The 19,705-nt window shown below is 69.1% G+C and carries 16 protein-coding genes; all 16 read left to right on the forward strand.

The features are described from left to right. The first annotated feature begins 34 nt into the window (after positions 1–34). The 16 genes from alaS (at position 35) to aroC (ending at position 19,650) form a co-directional block, all read left to right on the forward strand. Positions 35–2,710, forward strand: coding sequence for an alanine--tRNA ligase (gene alaS / locus IC607_RS07175; RefSeq protein ID WP_191786492.1), 2,676 nt, complete (start codon positions 35–37; stop codon positions 2,708–2,710). Continuing rightward, positions 2,707–3,273, forward strand: a complete 567-nt coding sequence (gene ruvX, locus IC607_RS07180; RefSeq protein ID WP_191787050.1) for a Holliday junction resolvase RuvX — start codon at positions 2,707–2,709, stop codon at positions 3,271–3,273. The genes alaS and ruvX overlap by 4 nt, the downstream gene beginning before the upstream one ends. Next, positions 3,270–4,466, forward strand: coding sequence for an endolytic transglycosylase MltG (gene mltG / locus IC607_RS07185; protein ID WP_191786494.1), 1,197 nt, complete (start codon positions 3,270–3,272; stop codon positions 4,464–4,466). Before ruvX ends, mltG begins: the two co-directional genes overlap by 4 nt. Further along, the gene (locus IC607_RS07190; protein WP_191786496.1) at positions 4,463–5,296 is read left to right on the forward strand and encodes a shikimate dehydrogenase; all 834 of its coding nucleotides are present in this window, start codon (positions 4,463–4,465) and stop codon (positions 5,294–5,296) included. Before mltG ends, IC607_RS07190 begins: the two co-directional genes overlap by 4 nt. An 84-nt stretch (positions 5,297–5,380) precedes the next feature. Further along, positions 5,381–7,054 carry an ATPase, T2SS/T4P/T4SS family gene (locus tag IC607_RS07195; RefSeq protein ID WP_191786498.1) on the forward strand — a complete coding sequence of 558 codons (1,674 nt, stop codon included), beginning with the start codon at positions 5,381–5,383 and terminating at the stop codon, positions 7,052–7,054. Between the two features lie 122 nt (positions 7,055–7,176). After that, positions 7,177–8,859 (forward strand): type IV pilus twitching motility protein PilT, encoded by a 1,683-nt coding sequence (locus tag IC607_RS07200; RefSeq protein ID WP_370526065.1) that lies wholly within the window; start codon positions 7,177–7,179, stop codon positions 8,857–8,859. After that, positions 8,859–10,088, forward strand: a complete 1,230-nt coding sequence (locus IC607_RS07205; RefSeq protein WP_191786500.1) for a type II secretion system F family protein — start codon at positions 8,859–8,861, stop codon at positions 10,086–10,088. Before IC607_RS07200 ends, IC607_RS07205 begins: the two co-directional genes overlap by 1 nt. A 145-nt stretch (positions 10,089–10,233) precedes the next feature. Continuing rightward, a complete protein-coding gene (locus tag IC607_RS17720; protein WP_191786503.1) occupies positions 10,234–10,698 on the forward strand; it encodes a prepilin-type N-terminal cleavage/methylation domain-containing protein in 465 nt (154 codons plus the stop codon). Between the two features lie 92 nt (positions 10,699–10,790). Then, positions 10,791–12,569, forward strand: a complete 1,779-nt coding sequence (locus tag IC607_RS07215) for a hypothetical protein (RefSeq protein WP_191786505.1) — start codon at positions 10,791–10,793, stop codon at positions 12,567–12,569. Next, positions 12,562–13,263, forward strand: coding sequence for a PilW family protein (locus IC607_RS07220; protein ID WP_191786507.1), 702 nt, complete (start codon positions 12,562–12,564; stop codon positions 13,261–13,263). The genes IC607_RS07215 and IC607_RS07220 overlap by 8 nt, the downstream gene beginning before the upstream one ends. Positions 13,264–13,280: 17 nt before the next feature. Beyond that, positions 13,281–14,882, forward strand: a complete 1,602-nt coding sequence (locus IC607_RS07225) for a hypothetical protein (protein ID WP_191786509.1) — start codon at positions 13,281–13,283, stop codon at positions 14,880–14,882. Continuing rightward, the gene (locus IC607_RS07230; RefSeq protein ID WP_370526066.1) at positions 14,879–15,664 is read left to right on the forward strand and encodes an A24 family peptidase; all 786 of its coding nucleotides are present in this window, start codon (positions 14,879–14,881) and stop codon (positions 15,662–15,664) included. The genes IC607_RS07225 and IC607_RS07230 overlap by 4 nt, the downstream gene beginning before the upstream one ends. Positions 15,665–15,764: 100 nt before the next feature. Then, positions 15,765–16,829: a type IV pilus assembly protein PilM gene (gene pilM, locus IC607_RS07235; protein ID WP_191786511.1), complete on the forward strand. Its 1,065-nt coding sequence runs from the start codon at positions 15,765–15,767 to the stop codon at positions 16,827–16,829. After that, a complete protein-coding gene (locus IC607_RS07240; RefSeq protein ID WP_191786513.1) occupies positions 16,826–17,533 on the forward strand; it encodes a fimbrial assembly protein in 708 nt (235 codons plus the stop codon). The genes pilM and IC607_RS07240 overlap by 4 nt, the downstream gene beginning before the upstream one ends. Then, complete coding sequence (locus IC607_RS07245) at positions 17,533–18,345, forward strand: hypothetical protein (RefSeq protein WP_191786515.1); 813 nt, start codon at positions 17,533–17,535, stop codon at positions 18,343–18,345. Before IC607_RS07240 ends, IC607_RS07245 begins: the two co-directional genes overlap by 1 nt. 114 nt (positions 18,346–18,459) lie before the next feature. Next, complete coding sequence (gene aroC / locus IC607_RS07250) at positions 18,460–19,650, forward strand: chorismate synthase (protein ID WP_191786517.1); 1,191 nt, start codon at positions 18,460–18,462, stop codon at positions 19,648–19,650. The last annotated feature ends 55 nt before the right edge of the window (positions 19,651–19,705 follow it).

Consider the following 19,705-nt stretch of genomic DNA (forward strand, 5'->3'; position numbering starts at 1 on the left):
GCCGCACAGACCAGCACAGAACGAGAAGGACACGATGCGTACCGCCGAGATCCGCCAGCGTTGGCTCGACTACTTCGAGGGCCAGGGCCACACCGTGGTGCCGTCGGCCCCGTTGATCTCGCCCGACCCGTCCACGCTGTTCGTCATCGCCGGCATGGTGCCGTTCATCCCGTACATGCTGGGGGAGCAGACCCCGCCGTGGAAGCGCGCCACCAGCGTGCAGAAATGCGTGCGCACGCTCGACATCGAGGAGGTCGGCAAGACGACCCGGCACGGCACGTTCTTCCAGATGAACGGCAACTTCTCGTTCGGCGACTACTTCAAGGAAGGCGCCATCACGCACGCCTGGACCTTGATCACGCGGTCCCAGGACGAGGGCGGCTACGGGTTCGACCCCGACCGCATCTGGGTCACGGTCTACGAGGACGACGACGAGGCGCGCGACCTGTGGATGCAGATCGCCGGCCTGCCGTCGGAGCGTATCCAGCGCCGCGGCAAGAAGGACAACTACTGGCACACGGGCAGCGCTGGCCCCGGCGGCCCCTGCTCGGAGATCTACTACGACCGCGGCCCGGAGTTCGGGATCGAGGGCGGCCCGGTCGCCGACGAGGACCGGTACGTCGAGATCTGGAACCTGGTCTTCATGCAGTACGCGCTGGACGACGTGCGCAGCAAGGAGAACTTCCACGTCGTCGGGCCGCTCAAGCAGCGCAACATCGACACGGGCATGGGCCTGGAGCGCGTCGCGTTCCTGCTGCAGGGCGTCAACAACATGTACGAGATCGACGAGATCTTCCCGGTGATCGAGGGCGCGCAGCAGCTGTCGGGGCGCCGGTACGGTGACGACCACGACGACGACGTGCGGATGCGCGTGGTCGCCGACCACGTGCGCAGCGCACTCATGCTCATGGGCGACGGCGTGACGCCGTCCAACGAGGGCCGCGGGTACGTGCTGCGCCGCCTGCTGCGTCGTTCCATCCGCGCCATGCGCCTGCTGGGCGTCGAGGGCCACGCGCTGCCGACGCTGCTGCCCATCAGCCGCGACGCGATGAGCCCGTCCTACCCGGAGCTGGCGCAGAACTTCGAGCGCATCAGTCAGGTCGCCTACGCGGAGGAGGACGCGTTCCGCCGCACGCTCGTGGCGGGCACGACGATCCTCGACACCGCCGTCGCCTCGGCGAAGACGGGCTCGAAGGTGCTCTCGGGCGCGGACGCGTTCCAGCTGCACGACACCTACGGCTTCCCGATCGACCTGACGCTCGAGATGGCGGCCGAGCAGGGCGTCGACGTGGACCGCGAGGCGTTCCGCACCCTCATGCAGGCCCAGCGCGAGCGTGCCCGCGCAGACGCGATGTCGAAGCGGGCGGGCCGCGCGGACACCGGGGCGTACCAGGACTTGCACAAGGAGCTGAGCGCGGACACGGGCAAGGCCGTGCAGTTCGTCGGGTACACCGACGCGCAGGCTTCGTCGAAGGTCGTCGGCCTGCTCGTCGACGGCGTCCCCGCGCCGGCCGCGACCGCACCGGCGGACGTCGAGGTCATCCTGGACGTCACGCCGTTCTACGCCGAGGGCGGCGGCCAGCAGGCCGACACCGGCACGATCGTGCTCGACAACGGCGCGCGCATCGAGGTCGACGACGTGCAGGCGCCGGTCAAGGGCCTGTCCGTGCACCACGGCCGCCTGGTCGACGGCACGATCGCGCTCGGCGACCCGGGCACGGCGTCCATCGACACGGCGCGCCGCCAGGCGATCGCGCGCTCGCACACGGCCACGCACCTGGTGCACAAGGCGCTGCACGAGTCGATCGGTGAGACCGCGACGCAGGCCGGGTCGCTCAACGCGCCCAGCCGCCTGCGGTTCGACTTCCGCTCGCCGTCGGCCACGCCGGCGGACACGGTCGCGGAGATCGAGGCCCGCGTGAACGAGCGTCTGCAGGACGACCTCGAGGTCACCGACCAGACCATGAACATCGACGAGGCGCGCGCCAAGGGCGCCATGGCGCTGTTCGGCGAGAAGTACGGCAACGAGGTGCGCGTCGTCTCGATCGGCGGCGACTGGTCGCTCGAGCTGTGCGCCGGCACGCACGTGAAGCGTTCGGGTGAGCTCGGGCTCGTCACGCTGCTGTCGGAGTCGGCCATCGGCTCCGGCGTGCGGCGCGTCGACGCGCTCGTCGGCGCGGGTGCGTACGGCTACCAGGCCAAGGAGCGCGCGCTCGTCGGGCAGATCTCCGCTCTGCTCGGAGCGCGGCCCGACGAGCTCGCCGAACGGGTCTCGTCGCTCCTGTCGCGACTCAAGGAGTCCGAGAAGGAGCTGGCCGGGCTACGCCAGGCGCAGGTGCTGGCGGCCGCCGGCTCGCTCGCTGCCGGTGCCGTGGACGTCGGCGGCACCAAGGTCGTCACGCACGACGCGGGGGAGGCCTCGGCCGACGACCTGCGCACCCTGGTCCTGGACATCCGCTCCCGCCTGGGCGAGTCGGCGCCGGCCGTCGTCGCCGTCGGTGGTGCGGCCAAGGGGCGCCCCGTCGTCGTCGTCGCGACCAATGCCGCGGCCCGGGAGGCGGGCGTCCGTGCCGGTGCGCTCGTGCGCCTGGCGTCGGGTGTCCTCGGTGGCGGCGGCGGTGGCAAGGACGACCTGGCGCAGGGCGGCGGGACCGACGCGGCCAAGCTCGGCGACGCGCTCACCGCCGTCGTGGACGCGGTGCGCGGCTGATCGTGGAGGGCATCCCGCGCGGGCCGAGGCTGGCGGTGGACGTCGGCTCGGTCCGTGTGGGTCTCGCAGCCAGCGACCCCGACGGTCTGATCGCCACGCCGGTCGCGACACTCCCGCGGGACAACCGCCGTCCACCTGCTGGACACCTGTCCAAAGACATCGCCGAGATCGTGCGAGAAGCAGGTGAGCGACGTGCAGGGTGTGTGTACGTCGGGCTCCCTCGTCACCTTTCCGGGGCCGAAGGTGCTTCCTCCGAGGCCGCACGCGCGTACGCTGTGGGGTTGGCGCAGGCAGTAGCACCTATTCCGGTGCGACTTGTCGATGAGCGGATGAGCACGGTGACCGCCCATCAAGCGCTGCAGGCGTCCGGCCGATCCGGTCGCCGCCACCGGCAGGTCGTCGATCAGGCGGCCGCGGTGGTCATCCTGCAGTACGCGTTGGACGCAGAGCGCGCGACGGGGCGACGTCCGGGAGAACCGGTCGCCGTGGAGCATGCCGCGGGGGAAGACGACGCGTCGGGGGCTGCAGGTTCCGGGGACGACGGTGGAGTGACACGCGCGTGAGCAACCAGACCGAGTGGTGGGCACCTGTGGAGAGTGGCGGCAGCGAGAGCACCGACCTCTTCGGTGGCGACCCCGCTTCGCCTGAAGGACGCCGGGCTCGTAGTCGAGGGCGACAGCGCGCCGCGCGCGAGCGCAAGCAGCGCCGCCGTCGCAGCATCGTGATCGTCGTCGTCGCCCTCGCGATGGTGGTCGGTGCCGGCTACGTCGTCTACTCCCTGCTGGGCGGCATGTTCGACGACAAGGGCAGCTCGACCCAGGCAGTGGACGACTACAAGGGTCCCGGGTTCGGCTCGGCGTCCGTGACGATCGCCGCCGGCGACACCGGCGCAGACATGGGCGCGGCGCTGCAGGACGCCGGCGTCGTCGCGACCTCCAAGGCGTTCGCGACGGCCTTCGCCGACAACCCCGACGCCGCCAAGATCCAGCCGGGCACCTACCGCCTGCTGCAGGAGATGAAGGCGTCCGACGCCGTGCAGGCGCTGCTCAACCCCGCCAGCCGCGAGTCGTTCCGCGTGACCATCGCCGAGGGCCTGACGGCGGACCAGATCCTGGACAAGATCAGCGAGAAGACGCTCATCCCCGTCGCCGACCTCAAGAAGGCCGCCAAGGACTCCGACGCGATCGGACTGCCCAAGCAGGCCGACGGCAAGCTCGAGGGCTGGCTGTTCCCCGCGACGTACGACGTGGAGCCGGACTCGTCGGCCGCGGACGTGCTCAAGCTCATGACGGCGCAGACCGTCAAGGTGCTGGAGAAGAACAAGGTTGCGAAGGACGACTGGGAGACGGTCCTCAACAAGGCGTCGCTGATCGAGCGCGAGGCCAAGCGAGACGAGGACCGCCCGAAGATGGCACGCGCGATCGAGAATCGTCTGGACCAGGGCATGCGCCTGCAGATCGACGCTGCGGTCGCGTACGGCCTGGGCATCAACGGGACCAAGCTCACGCGGGCGGACACGGAAGACACCAGCAACCCGTACAACATCTATGTGAAGACGGGACTGCCGCCGACGCCGATCGCCTCGCCTGGCGAGGCCTCGATCAAGGCGGTTCTCAAGCCCGCCGACGGGGACTGGATCTACTGGCAGACGGTGAACCCGGAGACGGGCGAGACAGTGTTCTCGGACAACTTGGACGATCACAACGCGGCGGGTGACCAGTACGACGCCTGGGTGAAGGAGCACGGCCAGGGATGACGCAGGCTCCTCGTCGGGCGGCCGTCCTCGGCCACCCGGTGGCGCACTCGCTGTCGCCCACGCTGCACCGCGCCGCGTACGCGACGCTCGGGCTCGACGATTGGTCGTACGACGCGATCGACGTCGAGGCCGATGACCTCGCGACGTTCGTCGCGGGCCTGGGTCCTGAGTGGGCCGGCCTGTCGCTGACCATGCCCCACAAGCAGGTGGTGCTGCCGCTGCTGGACCACGTCGAGCCGCTGGCCGAGGTGGTGGGGGCGGTGAACACGGTGCTGTTCACCGGCTCGTCGCGCGTCGGCGCCAACACGGACGTCTACGGGCTGGTGACTGCGCTGCGCGAAGGGTTGACCGCGTCGGTGTCGTCGGCCGCGGTCCTGGGCGCCGGCGCGACGGCCGCGTCCACCCTGGCGGCGCTGGCCGAGCTGGGCTGCCCGTCGCCCGTCGTCTACGTCCGTTCGATGCAGCGCGCCGGCGGCCTGATGCGCGCCGCGCACCGGATGGGCGTCTCACCGACCTTCCGCGCGCTCGACGACGCCCCGGCCGACCTGCCGCGGGCGGACGTCGTCGTCTCCACCCTCCCGCACCACGCGGCCGACCCGATCGCGGAGGCGCTCGCCGGGCCCGTGCGCGGCGTCCTGATGGACGTCGCCTACGAACCGCGCCCCACGGCGCTGCACTCCGCGTGGGTCGCGGCCGGGGGAGTGGCCGTGGGCGGGGAGCGCATGCTGCTGCACCAGGCCGCCGAGCAGGTGCGTCTCATGACCGGCCACCCGGCTCCCGTGGAGGCGATGGACGCGGCCCTGCAGGAGCGACTCGCCGGATCCGCCTGATTCGCTCAGGTACCCGCGGTCGTCTGCCGATGACCCGAGCAGGAGGTGCGCGCTCTGCGCACCCCTGGACCGGGGAGGCGCCGCGTGAAGCAGCTGGGAGAGATCCTGCTCGAGGAAGGTCTCGTCTCGGAGGCGCAGCTGCTGGCCGCGCTCGACGAGACAATGGCGTCCGGCGCGTCGCTGGGGCGCACGCTCGTCGAGATCGGCGTGCTGTCCGAGGGGCAGCTGGTCCAGGCGCTGGCCGCCCAGGTGGGCATGCAGTACGTCGACCTGGACGAGTACCCGGTGGACCGCATGGCCGTATCGATGGTCTCGGGTGCGCTGTGCCGCAAGTACACCGTGCTGCCCATCGCGCTCGAGGGCGGGTCCGTGGTGCTCGCGACCTCCGACCCGGGCAACGTCGTCGCGGTCGACGACGTGCGCTCCGCGTCGGGCCGCCAGGTCATCTCCGTCATCGCGACGCACGACAACCTGCTGCGCGCCATCGACCGCTTCGTTCGCGCCGACGGCGAGATGGAGAACCTGTCGTCGGCCTTCGAGGAGGCCGAGGTCGAGGTCGAGGCCGACCTGTCGAAGATGGCCGAGCTGGGCGACGACGACGCGCCGATCGTGCGCTTCGTCAACCTGCTGGTCACGCAGGCGATCACCGACCGCGCGTCCGACATCCACATCGAGCCGTCCGAGCACGACCTGCGGGTGCGGTACCGCATCGACGGCGTGCTGCACGAGACGCAGCGCGCGCCCAAGCAGATCACGGGCGGCGTCATCAGCCGCGTCAAGATCATGAGCGACATCGACATCGCCGAGCGCCGCAAGCCGCAGGACGGCCGCATGTCGGTCATGCACAACGGACGGAAGATCGACCTGCGCGTGGCGACGCTGCCCACGGTGTGGGGCGAGAAGATCGTCATGCGAATCCTGGACAACTCCACGGCGAGCCTGGACCTGCGCGACCTGTCGTTCCTCGAGCACAACTACGACATGTACAGGTCCGCGTACACCAAGCCCTACGGGATGATCCTGGTCACGGGCCCGACCGGTTCCGGCAAGTCGACGACCCTGTACGCGACGCTGAACGCGGTCTCCAAGCCCGAGATCAACGTCATCACGGTCGAGGACCCGGTCGAGTACCGCCTGCCGGGCATCAACCAGGTGCAGGTCAACCCCAAGGCCGGTCTGACGTTCGCCTCGGCGCTGCGCTCGATCCTGCGCTCGGACCCCGACGTCGTCCTGCTCGGTGAGATCCGCGACCACGAGACCGCTCAGATCGCCATCGAGGCGGCCCTCACCGGTCACCTCGTGCTCTCGACGCTGCACACCAACGACGCGCCGTCGGCCGTCACGCGTCTGACGGAGATGGGGATCGAGCCGTTCCTCGTCGGCTCGGCGCTCGACTGCGTCGTCGCCCAGCGCCTCGCGCGGCGCCTGTGCAGCAAGTGCAAGGTCCCGTACCAGCCGTCGGAGCAGGAGATGGTCGCGGCGCGGTTCCCGTGGATGCCGGGGGAGCAGGTCCCTGAGCTCTACCGCCCCGGCGGCTGCGCGACGTGCTCCAAGACCGGCTACCGCGGGCGCCTTGCCCTGCACGAGGTCATGCCCGTCACCGAGGAGATCGAGCGCATGGCCGTGGCGCACGCGTCGAGCGCGGACATCGGCTCGGCGGCGCTGCGTGGCGGCATGGTCCCGCTGCGCGACGACGGCTGGCACAAGGTCGCGCTCGGGCAGACGTCGATCGAGGAGATCCTGCGCGTCGTCGCCTGATCGCTGGCCGCATACGCAGCTCGGTCATTCCCGAGCATCCACGGACCTCAAGGCACCTGGCCTGCGGGCCGATACACCCACCGAGAGCGACCGCGTGCGCACGAGGGACGAAGGGCACTGATGTGAGCGAACCGATGCAGCCGATGGCCGGAGAGCCGACTCGGCCCCTGCCCCCGTACCGACCCAACGGACCGCAGGCTCCCGGCGCGCCCGCCGGGCCGCCGCCGGGCGCGGTGAGCTTCTCGCCGATCCCGTCGCAGAGCACGGCCGCCTCGGTCGCCGCCGCGCGCGAGAGCGCGGCCCAGGCGCCGGGCACGTACGCGCCCGCGGGCTCGTACAACCCCGGTCAGCCGACGACGTCGTTCACGCCTGCGCCCGCCGCGGCGTCCTTCACGCCCGGTGGCGCGCCGACGACGAGCTTCGCGCCCGTTCCGCCCGCGCCGGCACAGTCGTTCGCGCCGGCCGGTGCGCCCGCAGGGTACGCGCCGTCGCCGGTGGCCGCGCCCGCGGCACCGATGCCGGCATCGGCCCGCACGTTCGCTCCCGCGCCGGAGGCCCCGGCCCCTGCGGCGCCGCCCGCGCCTGCTGCTCCTGCTGCACCCGCGGCTCCCGCTCAGGCGGCGGCTGCTCCAACGCGCGACCGCGGTGCGCGCCGCGGCGCGGAGATGCCGGACGAGTCGCTGCCGATCGACCAGATCCTCACGGAGATGGTGGCGAAGGGCGCGTCCGACGTGCACTTCACGTCGGGCGCCGTCCCGATGATCCGCGTCTCGGGTGCGCTCAAGCCGCTCGAGGGCTACGCGAGCCTCACGCCCGAGCCGCTGCGGCGTTCCATCTACGCGATCATGACGCAGAAGCAGCGCGAGACGTTCGAGGCCAACCTCGAGCTCGACTTCTCCTACTCGGTCCGCGGCCTGGCCCGGTTCCGCGTGAACATCTACCAGCAGCGCGAGTCGGTGGGTGCGGCCTTCCGTGTGATCCCGTACGAGATCAAGCCGCTGGAGGACCTGGGCGTGCCGGCCGTCGTCGGCAACTTCGCCGGCATGCCGCGCGGCCTCGTCCTGGTCACGGGTCCGACGGGCTCGGGCAAGTCCACGACCCTTGCGTCGATCGTCGACCTCGCCAACCGCACGCGCGAGGACCACATCATGACGGTCGAGGACCCGATCGAGTTCCTCCACCGCCACAAGAAGTCGCTGGTTAACCAGCGCGAGGTGGGCCAGGACACGCACTCGTTCGCCAACGCGCTCAAGCACGTCCTGCGCCAGGACCCGGACATCATCCTGGTCGGTGAGATGCGTGACCTGGAGACGATCTCGGTCGCGCTGACCGCGGCCGAGACCGGCCACCTCGTCTTCGCGACGCTGCACACGCAGGACGCCGCGCAGACGATCGACCGCGTCATCGACGTCTTCCCCTCGGGCCAGCAGGCCCAGGTCCGCACGCAGCTGGCCGGCGCCATCCAGGGTGTCGTCTGCCAGACGCTGTGCAAGAAGGCCGACGGCGTCGGCCGCGCGGTCGCCACCGAGGTGCTCGTCGCGACCCCCGCCATCCGCAACCTCATCCGCGAGGGCAAGACGCACCAGATCTACTCGGCCATGCAGGCCGGCGCGAAGCAGGGCATGCACACCATGGACCAACACCTGGCGGACCTGGTGAAGTCCGGGAAGATCTCCTACGAGGTCGGCCTGGAGAAGTGCCACCACGTGGAGGACTTCAACCGGCTCACCGGCCGGTTCTCCGGCGGCGCCCAGGGCGCAGCAGCCGCGCACGGGACCGACATGTCCGGGGCGGTGCAGTACTGATGGCCGGCACGAAGACCTTCGAGTACGCCGTCCGGGACAAGGGCGGCAAACTGATCAAGGGCCGCGTGGAGGCGCCCAACCAGGCGGCCGTCGCCAACCGGCTGCGCGAGATGGGCCTCGCGGCCATGTCGATCTCCGAGGTGTCGACCGGTGGTCTGAACACCGAGATCAACATCCCGGGCTTCGGCGGCAACAAGATCAAGCTCAAGGACCTTGCGGTGATGTCGCGTCAGCTCGCGACGATGATCGACTCGGGCCTGTCGCTGCTGCGCGCGCTGTCGATCCTGGCCGAGCAGACCGAGTCCAAGCCGCTGGCGAAGACCATCAGTCAGGTGCGCAACGACGTCGAGGTCGGGACCGCGTTCTCCGTCGCGCTCGGCAAGCACCCGGACGTCTTCCCGCCTTTGATGATCAACATGGTCAAGGCCGGCGAGGTCGGTGGGTTCTTGGATCAGGTGCTCGTCTCCGTCGCAGACAACTTCGAGGCGACCGTCAAGCTGCGGAACAAGATCAAGTCCGCGATGACCTACCCGGTCGTGGTGTTCATCATCGCGATCCTCGCTGTCATCGGCATGCTGCTGTTCATCGTGCCGATCTTCGCTGGCATGTTTGCGAGTCTTGGCGGCGAGCTGCCGTTGCCTACGCGCATCCTGCAAGGAATGTCGGTCGTGATGAAGTGGACCATCATTCCGTTCGCGATCGGCGTCGGTGTCTTCGTGGTGTGGTGGAGCAAGCACAAGAACGACCGCGCGGTGCGCGAGAGGCTCGACCCCCTCAAGTTGAAGCTGCCCGTCTTCGGCAACCTGAACCGGAAGATCGCCGTGGCGCGGTTCACGCGCAACTTCGGCTCGATGCTTCACGCGGGTGTCCCACTGCTGCAGGCGCTGGACATCGTGGGGGAGACGAGCGGGAGCCTCGTGGTCGAGCGCGCTGCGCGGGCGGTGCAGGAGAGCGTCCGACGAGGCGAGTCACTGTCTGGGCCTTTGGCCGAGCACCCGATCTTCCCGCCGATGGTCGTCCAGATGATGGCCGTCGGAGAGGACACGGGCGCGCTCGACACGATGCTGGGCAAGGTCGCCGACTTCTACGACGACGAGGTCGAGTCCACGACCGAGCAGCTCACGAGCCTCATCGAGCCCCTGATGATCGTCGTCATCGGCGGCATCATCGGCGCCATGATCATCGCGCTGTACATGCCGATCTTCAGCATCTTCAACCAGATCCAGTAGGCCGTCCGGGTGAATCCGCGGGAAGCGGGAACTTGCCCTCAAGGTACCCACCCCGAGTGACGATGACCGGGTTGCAACACTGAACCGGCTCCGGCCGGGCTTCGAATTGAAACTCAGACTCGGCACTCTCATTCTGGAGCTGAACATGATCGCTCGCATTCGCAAGTCCATGGAGGAGAAGGACAAGGGCTTCACCCTTATCGAGCTCCTCGTCGTCATGATCATCATCGGCATCCTCGCCGCCATCGCGATCCCGGTGTTCCTGAACCAGCGCAAGAAGGCCCAGGACACGGCCGCTACGTCCGACGTTTCGACCATCGGCAAGGAGATCGCGACGTACTACGTCGACGCGACCGACGCTCTCGCCAGCAAGGGCGGCGTCGCGCTGGACACGAACAAGCGGTACACGGTTGCCGGTTCTGACATCGGCAAGGCCAGCAACATCACGCCCGTCGTGACGTTCAACGAGGCGAGCACGGACGTCGCCGCTGCTTCGCAGGCCTGGTGTGTCGCGATCGCGTACAGCGGTGGCACCAAGTCCTCCGTCGCCTACTCGGCGAAGGACGGTCTGGTCAAGGGCGGTTCCTGCAGCAACGGGCAGGCCAGCTGACTTAGCTCCAACTCGCGGTGGGGTCACGTCCATGGCGTGACCCCACCGCTTCGCTGTTGACGTCAAGCCTGTGAGGTGAGGAGGGAGTGGCTGTGAGGCTCATCAGACTGCGTCGGCGTCTCTCGGGCTCCGGGGAATCCGGCTTTACTCTCGTTGAGCTCATCGTCGCGATGTTCGTGATCGTCGCAGTGCTCCTCGGACTCATGGCGCTGCAAGCCAGCTCGCTAGTCTCGACCGCCCAGACGCGCCAGCGCGCGCAGGCAACCGCCATCGGCAACCAGGTCATGGAGCAGCTCCGAGCGCTCCCGTGGCTCACGCTCAGCAAGGGCGTGAGCACGACGGTCGCAGCCTCGGACCCCAACATCAGCAGCGGCCGGTTCCGCCCGACCGTCGGCTCGACGATCGACGAGGTCCTCGTCTCCTCGAGCAGCCAGGTCACCACCGCCGTGCCGCTGTCCGGCGTCGGCGGCACGAACGTGTCCAAAGACAAGGACCCGTCGATCCCCGGGATCGTCTTCACGTCGCGCGTGTACACCTCCCGCACGACGGCAGCAGGCGCGGACGCCCTGACACTCACGGTCATCACAACCTGGACCGCCAACAAGAGCGGCAAGGCGAAGTTCGTCGTGCTGCGCTCGGAGGCCTACGCACCGGCCGGCGGCTGCGGCGACGCGACCAACCAGCCCTTCCTCGGCGCCTGCCAGGCGCTCCTCTCAGCCAACGGAACCGCCAACGGCCCGGCAGTTCAGATCACGCCGGCGAGCGTCGTCTCGGGCCCGACGGTCGATCCCGCCACTACGGCGTTGCTTCCGGGCGACACGACGTCGATCGCCGGCTTCTCGCTCGCCCAGATCACGACTGGTGTGACGTCGCAGCAGTCCACGAATGTCGAGTCGGCGGTGCTCCAGGCTGGAAGCTCCCTGACGACCACGGACGCGACCGCGACACCGACGGCAGCGGGCGGGACGAAGATCTCCAACCAGGCGTCGAACGATGTCGGCTCGACGGGAGCTGCGCCGGCCAACCCGCCGGACCAGTCCAGCGCGGGCACGGCCGCGGCGGCGACGGTGGCCCCCGCCAAGGATCTCTCGATGAGCCTCACGGCCGGTGGGGGAGTCAGCGGCGTGGCCCGAGCGACCACGGTTGCGGCCTGCTACGCGGGGATCGCCGCGGGGAGCCCATGCGCATCGGCCGACGCGACCGGTGGCTCGGACTCGACCGTCGTGTTCAACGCCAAGGCCAACCCCCTGCGGCTTGTCACGATGACCGGCGGAGGGACGTCGAAGGCCTTCGGCGGGCGCTTCACGACGACGGGTGGCGCGACGACCGTCGGCTGCACAGTGCTCTCAGGCGCCGGTTGTGTCGCTGCCGGTTCGCAGCGCACCGTCGGAACCGTCACGTTGGGGGCGGTGAGCTGGTCGGGTGGCAAGGCGCCGTCGGGTCTGATGAGTGTGACCGGCTACGCCGACTCCGTGCGGGTGGAGCGCGGGGACGCCCAGCACACGACTGCTGCGACCACGTCGCGCACGGGTGCAGTGCAGTACTGGAACGGCACGGGGTACTCGAACCTCAGCCTTGCCACGACGACCTCCACGTCGCTCACGACCGGAACGGTGACGTGGTCCCAGTCCGGTGTGGACGTGAGCGCGAAGGGTTCGCTGATCGTGACTCCCACCACCTCGACGTTGAAGAACGTCGACGCGGTGAAGTGCAGCGGTGAGGGCTGCTCGATCGACGCCGACACGGGAACAGTGACCCTTTCGGTCACCTATACGGTGACCGCGAGCGGTGACACCAGGGCATTCACCGTCTCGACGACCCTCGGGACGAGCCGGGCGAACGCGGCCTTCAAGGCGGCGCCCAGTGCGTGACGTGTATGGCGCCCTGCTGACTCGGGTGCAGCGAGCGAAGCGGGGGGACGATCGCGACGGCGGCTGGACGCTCGTCGAGCTCATCGTGTCGATGACGATCTTCGTCGGGCTCCTGACGATCATCTTCACGATGCTGATCAGCTACAGCACGCAGACCAAGGACAACATCGCGCGCACACGCGCGGTGGACCAGGCGCAGGTCGGGCTGATGCAGATCGACCGCCAGGTTCGCTCCGGCAACGTCATCTCGGATCCGGCAACAGAAGCGACGAGCGGGTCAGGCGTACCCCCGTACTACGCGCTGCGTGTCTACACGCAGACGGACGGGGTCTACCAGTGCGTGCAATGGCGCGTGCGGTTCCCGAACACGACTCCGTACGGCCAGCTCGAGTTCCGCTCGTGGCAGCCCGGGTCGGTCGCGACGGCGACGGCCTGGCGTGTCGTCGCCCACAACGTCGTGAAGCCGACGGGCACGTTCACCGCCTCGGACCCGACCACCTGGCCGCCGTTCTTCGTCCAGGCGACCGACGCCGAGGCCTCGTCGCAGGCGCAGACCATCCGGCTGACGCTCCGTCTGAAGGACCCGTCGCAGAGCGCGAAGTCCAAGCCGGCGACGGTGACGTCGACACTGACCGGCCGCAACACCATCTATGGCTACCCCAGCGACTCGTGCGGGGTGACTCCAGCACCATGACGGTCTCAGGAGGACGCATGTTCAGGGCACTCTGGCAGCGCACGAGAGTAGGCGGTAGCGAGCGCGGCACCGCTCTCATGGCCGCGATCGCCGTCGCGATCATCGGCATGGCCCTGGCGACCGTCGTCGTCTCCAACGCGATCTCCTCGGCTGCGTCGTCCGGCCGGGACCGGGCTCGGACCACGGACGTGCACTCGGCGGAGGGCGCTCTCGACGTCGTGTTCTCGCAGCTCGAAGACGGCACGCCGTGCGCGTGGCCGACCGCGGGCTCGTTCGACGCATTGACGACCCCCACCAGGTCGTCGGTCAAGGCGACGGTCGCGTACTTCGACAAGGACAACAACGCGTTGACCTGTGCCGGCGGGGTGGTGACCGGAACGCCGACTGTGGCGGTGGTCACCGCTACGTCTCAGGCTGCGGGTAGTGCGACGACCACGGCCCGCACCAAGCGGACCATGCAGGCCAAGGTCAACCTGACGCCGAACATGATTCCTGGCCGTGGTGCGGCGATCTTCGCCGCCAACAACATCATGACGACCAACTCGTTCACGCTGGAGACGTCGTTGCCCGACACTCCCGTCGACGTGTGGGTCGACACGGGCAACGTCGACTGCAACTCGAACGTCAAGATCGACGGCAACTTGATCGTCGTGAACGGCACGACGTCGATCTCGAACGGCTGCCGTGTCACGCAGAACCTCTGGAGCAAGAAGAAGCTCACGGTCAACGCTGCTCAGTCCGCAGGTCTCACGACGGTGGGGCAGGACACCTACGTGTCGGCTGACGCCACGATCGCCGGCGGCTCGAAGTACGGCCGCGACCTCATCGTCGCGGGTGCGGTCAGCACCTGGGCCGGTGGCCCGATCGTCGGTGGCCAGTACAAGACGGGAGTGGGGACCGGCGCGATCCCGCAGTACGTTCCGACCGGTCTCCCGGAGGTCAACTACAAGCCGGCCGACTGGACCGGCTTCGCGAACTCCGGAGACCGTGCAGCTGCCTACAAGTCGTGGGTCAACACGGCTGCGACGACGCAGAACCACTCGACGAACTGGAACAACACGACGAACGAGCAGTGCGACATCGCTGGTGAGAGCTGGCGGCTGAACGGCCCGCTGATCGGTCCGTCGGTGCCTACCGTGTATGACACGCGCTTCTGCTCTACGACGAAGTTCGAGGGCAACACGACCATCAAGCTCAACGCGGACATGGTCATCTACGCCAACGAATTCTATGCGACCGGTAACTTCCAGGTCCTTTCCGGAGACGGCCAGCCCCACAAGTTCTGGATCATCGTGCCGGACCCTGACACGACTCCGAACGGTGTCGCGGAGTGCAAGACGGTGGGTAGCAACAAGGCTGGCAACATCAAGTTCGACTCAGGCGCCCTCGCGATCGCACCGATCACCTTCTTCGGCTACACGCCGTGCACGCTCGAGACGAACAACACGACGACGTTCTACGGCCAGCTCTACGGCGGTTCGGTGATCCTGCGCAACGCCATGACCATGCGCTACGTGCCCATCGGAATCCCCGGCGTGTCCTTCCCGAACACCAACCCGACTGCCAGCTCGGGCTACCGTGTCGACGTGGTGTACAAGCGCGAGATCAAGAACCCGTGACCGCTGGGCTCGTCACGATCGTCGGGATCTTCGGCCTGATGATCGGGTCGTTCCTCAACGTCGTGATCTGGCGCGTGCCGCGCGGGGAGTCCATCGTCTCCCCGCCGAGCGCGTGCCCGCGGTGCGGGCACGAGATCCGCCCGCGGGACAACCTCCCCGTGATCGGGTGGCTGATCCTTCGGGGGAGGTGCCGCGACTGCGGCAACCCGATCTCGCCGCGGTACCCGTTGGTCGAGCTCGCGACGGGTGTGCTGTTCGCGGTGACGGCACTGCTCACCGGACTGTCGTGGCTGTTGCCGGCGATGCTCTACCTCGTCGCCATCGGCATCGCTCTAACACTCATCGACATCGACACGAAGCGCCTTCCGAACGCGATCGTGCTCCCGTCCTACGTCGTCGGGGCCGTTCTCCTGGCACTCGCGAGCGCGAACCCCGGGGGAGAGTCGGACTGGGGCGCGTTCGTCCGCGCGCTGATCGGCGCGGCCGCCATGTTCACCGTCTACTTCGTGCTGCTGCTCATCTACCCGGCGGGCATGGGTTTCGGCGACGTCAAGCTGGCGGGGGCGCTGGGTCTCTACCTCGGATGGTTCGGGTGGGGGGCGCTCGTCGTCGGGTGGTTCGCGGCGTACCTGCTCGGCGGGATCTTCTCGATCGGGCTGCTCCTGGTCCGGCGCGCCGACCGCAAGTCGGGCATCCCCTTCGGGCCGTGGATGCTCCTCGGCGCTGGCGTCGGAATCCTCTTCGGCCAGCAGCTCGCGGACTGGTACGCCGGGATCCTCTGACTCCTCGCAGTCGTCTCACGCAGATCCGCAGAGCACTCAAGTCGGGCACGATCGCGCCCGATAGCAACTTCGTACGTCTCCGTCCGACGGAAGGAACCCCGTGGCTACGTCACGCGTCATCGGGCTCGACCTCGGCTCCTCGTTCGTGAGGGCCGCCGAGCTCGAGTTCGGAAGCGGAGGGCCGGCGGGCAAGAACCCGCCAACCCTCGCGCGCTACGGCGAGATCGCCATCCCCGTGGGTGCCGTCCGCGACGGCGAGGTCGTCCAGCACGACGTCGTCGCGGGCGCCATCAAGCAGCTCTGGTCGAGCGCGAAGTTCCCGTCCAAGGACGTCGTCATCGGCGTGGGTAACCAGCGCGTGGTCGTGCGAGAGCTCGACCTCCCGTGGATGCCTCTCGCGCAGCTCAAGTCCTCCCTGCCGTTCCAGGTCACCGAGCTGCTCCCGATGAGCACGGACGACGCGCTCCTCGACTACTTCCCGACCGGCGAGTCAGCCGACGGACCGAGCGGACGCACGGTGCACGGCATGCTGGTCGCCGCGCAGCGAGACACGGTCAATGCCAACGTCATGGCCGTCGAGGCGGCTGGCCTGCGGCCCACGATGGTCGACCTCAACGCCTTCGCGATGATCCGCTCGCTCGCTCGTGGCGACCTCGCTCGCGGCACGGTCGCCATCGTCGACATCGGCGCCTCGATGACCACGGTCGTCATCGCCGAGCGCGGCGTTCCTCGCCTCGTGCGGTCCCTGCCGTCGGGCGGTCACAACATCACGTCCGCGGTCGCGAGCAGCATGGGCATCTCTGCGCCCGACGCCGAGCACCTCAAGCGCGAGATCGGCATCGGCTACGCCGTTCCCGCGGACCGCGCCGAGGCGTCCGACGCGATCTCGACGATCGTGCGTGCCCTCGTCGAGTCGGTCCGGAACACGTTCGTCTACTACGCACAGAACAGCGGCGTCCCCATCGACACGGTCGTGCTCGTGGGCGGAGGAGCGCAGCTGCCCGGACTCGGGCAGTACCTGGCGAGCGCTAGCCGACTTCCCGTCGTCCTGGGCGACCCACTCGCGGGGCTTCGCTCGGGCAAGACCGTGAACCGCGGAGCCTTGAACGGTCGCGAGTCGTTCGCAGCCCTGTCCGTCGGTCTCGCGTACGGAGTTGCGGCATGAGCGCGCTGCTGGATGGTACCCGCCTCAAGGGTCGCACCAAGGAGGCCCCGGCTCTGGCCGTCGGCCTGCCCCAGGTCAACCTGCTCCCCGCGGAGGTCTACGCCGCGCGAGGTCTGCGCCGGACCAAGCGCCTGCTCCTGGTCGCCGTCGGCGCCACGGTGCTCGCGTGCATGGGCGGGTACGTCCTCGCCGTCCAGGACGCCGGAAGGGCCGATGACCAGTACGCCACCGCGCAGCTGCGTACCCAGGACCTCATGGCCAAGCAGGCGTCGTACCGCGAGGTGCCGCTCGTCCTCGGGCAGCTGGCGAGCGCCGAGGCTGCAGAGAAGCTGGGGATGTCGACCGACATCGAGTGGGCCAAGTACCTCGACGCGATCACGGTGTCGCTCCCGAAGAACGTCAGCATCGACACGATGACGGTGACTGGACCCACGCCGATGGCGCCCGTGCAGCAGTCGACGGACCCGCTCCTGGGGCAGACCTACGGGTCGATCCAGTTCACCGCGAAAGCCGACACGCTGCCCGATGCGGCCGACTGGATGGATGCGCTCGACAAGATTCCCGGATTCAGCGACGCGACCGTCTCGACCGCCCAGATCGGCGAGGACGACGACTCCGGCGTCCATTACGCCTCCGCGGTGACCGTCCAGCTCGACGCCGAGGCCTTCTCGCACCGGTTCGACCAGTCCGAAGGGACCAAGTGATGTCCGGAGCGAAGAAGAGCACCTGGATCGGCGGCACGGCCTTCCTGTGCCTCGTGCTGATCGTGGCCGCATGGTTCCTGGTCATCGCACCCAAGCGGGCCAGCGCGGCGGACGTGCGGGCCCAGGCCGCGCAGATCGAGGCCCAGAACGACACCCTTGAGCTCAAGGTGGCGAAGCTCGCCGCTGACGCGAAGCGGCTCCCCGAGCTCAAGAAGCAGCTTGCCCAGCTGCGGATCGGCATCCCGTCAGACTCGGCCCTGGCGGCCTACCTGCAGCAGCTGGACAAGATCGCCGTGGCGCACGACGTGACGATTGAGAACGTCGCCCCGAGCGCGGCTCAGGCGGTCACGCTGGCCCAGGCTGCCGCCCCCGCACCTACGCCCGCTCCGAGCGGGTCGGCTGCGGCCAGCGTCGACGCCGCCTCGTCGACGCCCAGTGACGCCACGTCACCGGCGGCGACGCAGCCCACCGCCAGCCCTGTGCCGGAGGGCTTCGCGGCCATCCCGCTCTCCCTGACGGTCGTCGGCACCTACGACGACACGACGGCGTTCGTCTCAGACCTGCAGAAGACTAACGGGCGGCTCTTCCTCGTCGGCGGCTTCACGGCTACCGGTCAGCCGGACCAGGAGGCGAGTGCCGGCAAGCCCCAGACGAAGGTCGGTGACCAGGAGCTCGTCATCTCCGGCTTCGCCTACGTGCTTCCCGACGCTGCGGCTGCAGCGACGCCGGCGCCCGAGCCCACGGCGGGTCCGAAGCTGCCGAAGGCGCCGAACGACAAGTCCCCGTACACCCCCGTCAAGGGCGAGCAGTAGCGTCGAACGACCAGGAGGGTGGCTGCGGAGATCGTTCCGCAGCCACCCTTCTGCCGTGCCACCGAACGATGGACACGCTCCGGGGACACCCGACGGGCGTGGGAGGATCTGCACATGCTGCGCTGGTTGACCTCAGGTGAGTCTCACGGCCCCGCCCTCGTCGGCATCATGGAAGGCCTTCCCGCGGGGGTGGAGGTGACCACCGCCGACGTGCAGGCAGCGCTCGCGCGGCGACGTCTTGGCTACGGCCGCGGCGCGCGGATGAAGTTCGAGCAGGACGAGGTCCGCCTGGTGGCGGGCGTCCGTCACGGCGTAACGCAGGGTGGACCGTTGGCGATCGAGATCGGGAACACCGAGTGGCCCAAGTGGGTCGAGGTCATGTCTGCCGACCCGCTCGAGGACGCCTCTGTGCTACAGCGGGCTCGCAATGCGCCGCTGACCCGCCCACGGCCCGGTCACGCCGATCTCGTCGGCATGCGCAAGTACGGCTTCGACGACGCGCGCCCGGTGCTCGAGCGGGCGTCGGCGCGGGAGACCGCGACGCGCGTTGCGCTTGGCACGGTCGCGGCAGCCTTCCTCCGCAAGGCCGCCGGGATCGAGCTCGTCTCACACGTGGTGTCGATCGGCCCGGTCTCGGCACCCGACGACGCGCCGCTTCCCACCGCTGCTGACGTCTCGGCGCTGGATGCCGATCCGGTGCGGTGCTTCGACGCGGCCACATCGGCCGCGATGGTCGCGGAGATCGACGAGTGCCACAAGGACGGCGACACGCTCGGGGGAGTGGTCGAGGTGCTCGCCTACGGCCTGCCCTCCGGGCTCGGCTCGTATGTGCACGGGGACCGGCGCCTGGACGCACGGCTTGCCGGTGCGCTGATGGGTATCCAGGCCATCAAGGGCGTCGAGGTCGGCGACGGCTTCCGCACGGCCGCTCGCCGTGGCTCGGCGGCGCACGACGAGATCGTGCGTGGCTCCGACGGCCGCATCGTGCGCGCGACGAACCGCGCCGGCGGCCTCGAGGGCGGTATGACGAACGGCGAGGTGCTGCGGGTCCGCGCCGCCATGAAGCCGATCTCGACGGTCCCGCGCGCTCTGGCGACGATCGACACGACGACGGGCGAGCCGGCGAAGGCTCAGCACCAGCGCTCGGACGTCTGCGCCGTCCCTCCGGCAGCGGTCGTCGCCGAGGCGATGGTGGCGCTGGTTCTCGCCGAGACGCTGCTCGAGAAGACCGGCGGGGACTCGCTGGCCGAGGTTCGTCGCAACCTCTCCGCCTACCTCGAGTCGGTCCCCGAGCTGCTGCGCTGAGAAGTACGCATCAACGCGTCAGGCCCGGTACCGCGCGGTACCGGGCCTGACGCGT

Source organism: Cellulomonas sp. JH27-2 (genome assembly GCF_014837175.1).
GTDB lineage: Bacteria > Actinomycetota > Actinomycetes > Actinomycetales > Cellulomonadaceae > Cellulomonas.

What these genes read in the sequence shown, in the direction of transcription:
- IC607_RS17720 (WP_191786503.1), top strand. Translation starts at nt 10,234, where the DNA reads ATGATCGCTCGCATTCGCAAGTCCATGGAGGAGAAGGACAAGGGCTTC.
- IC607_RS07190 (WP_191786496.1), top strand. Translation starts at nt 4,463, where the DNA reads ATGACGCAGGCTCCTCGTCGGGCGGCCGTCCTCGGCCACCCGGTGGCG.
- IC607_RS07240 (WP_191786513.1), top strand. Translation starts at nt 16,826, where the DNA reads ATGAGCGCGCTGCTGGATGGTACCCGCCTCAAGGGTCGCACCAAGGAG.
- IC607_RS07225 (WP_191786509.1), top strand. Translation starts at nt 13,281, where the DNA reads ATGTTCAGGGCACTCTGGCAGCGCACGAGAGTAGGCGGTAGCGAGCGC.
- alaS (WP_191786492.1), top strand. Translation starts at nt 35, where the DNA reads ATGCGTACCGCCGAGATCCGCCAGCGTTGGCTCGACTACTTCGAGGGC.
- aroC (WP_191786517.1), top strand. Translation starts at nt 18,460, where the DNA reads ATGCTGCGCTGGTTGACCTCAGGTGAGTCTCACGGCCCCGCCCTCGTC.
- IC607_RS07205 (WP_191786500.1), top strand. Translation starts at nt 8,859, where the DNA reads ATGGCCGGCACGAAGACCTTCGAGTACGCCGTCCGGGACAAGGGCGGC.
- IC607_RS07245 (WP_191786515.1), top strand. Translation starts at nt 17,533, where the DNA reads ATGTCCGGAGCGAAGAAGAGCACCTGGATCGGCGGCACGGCCTTCCTG.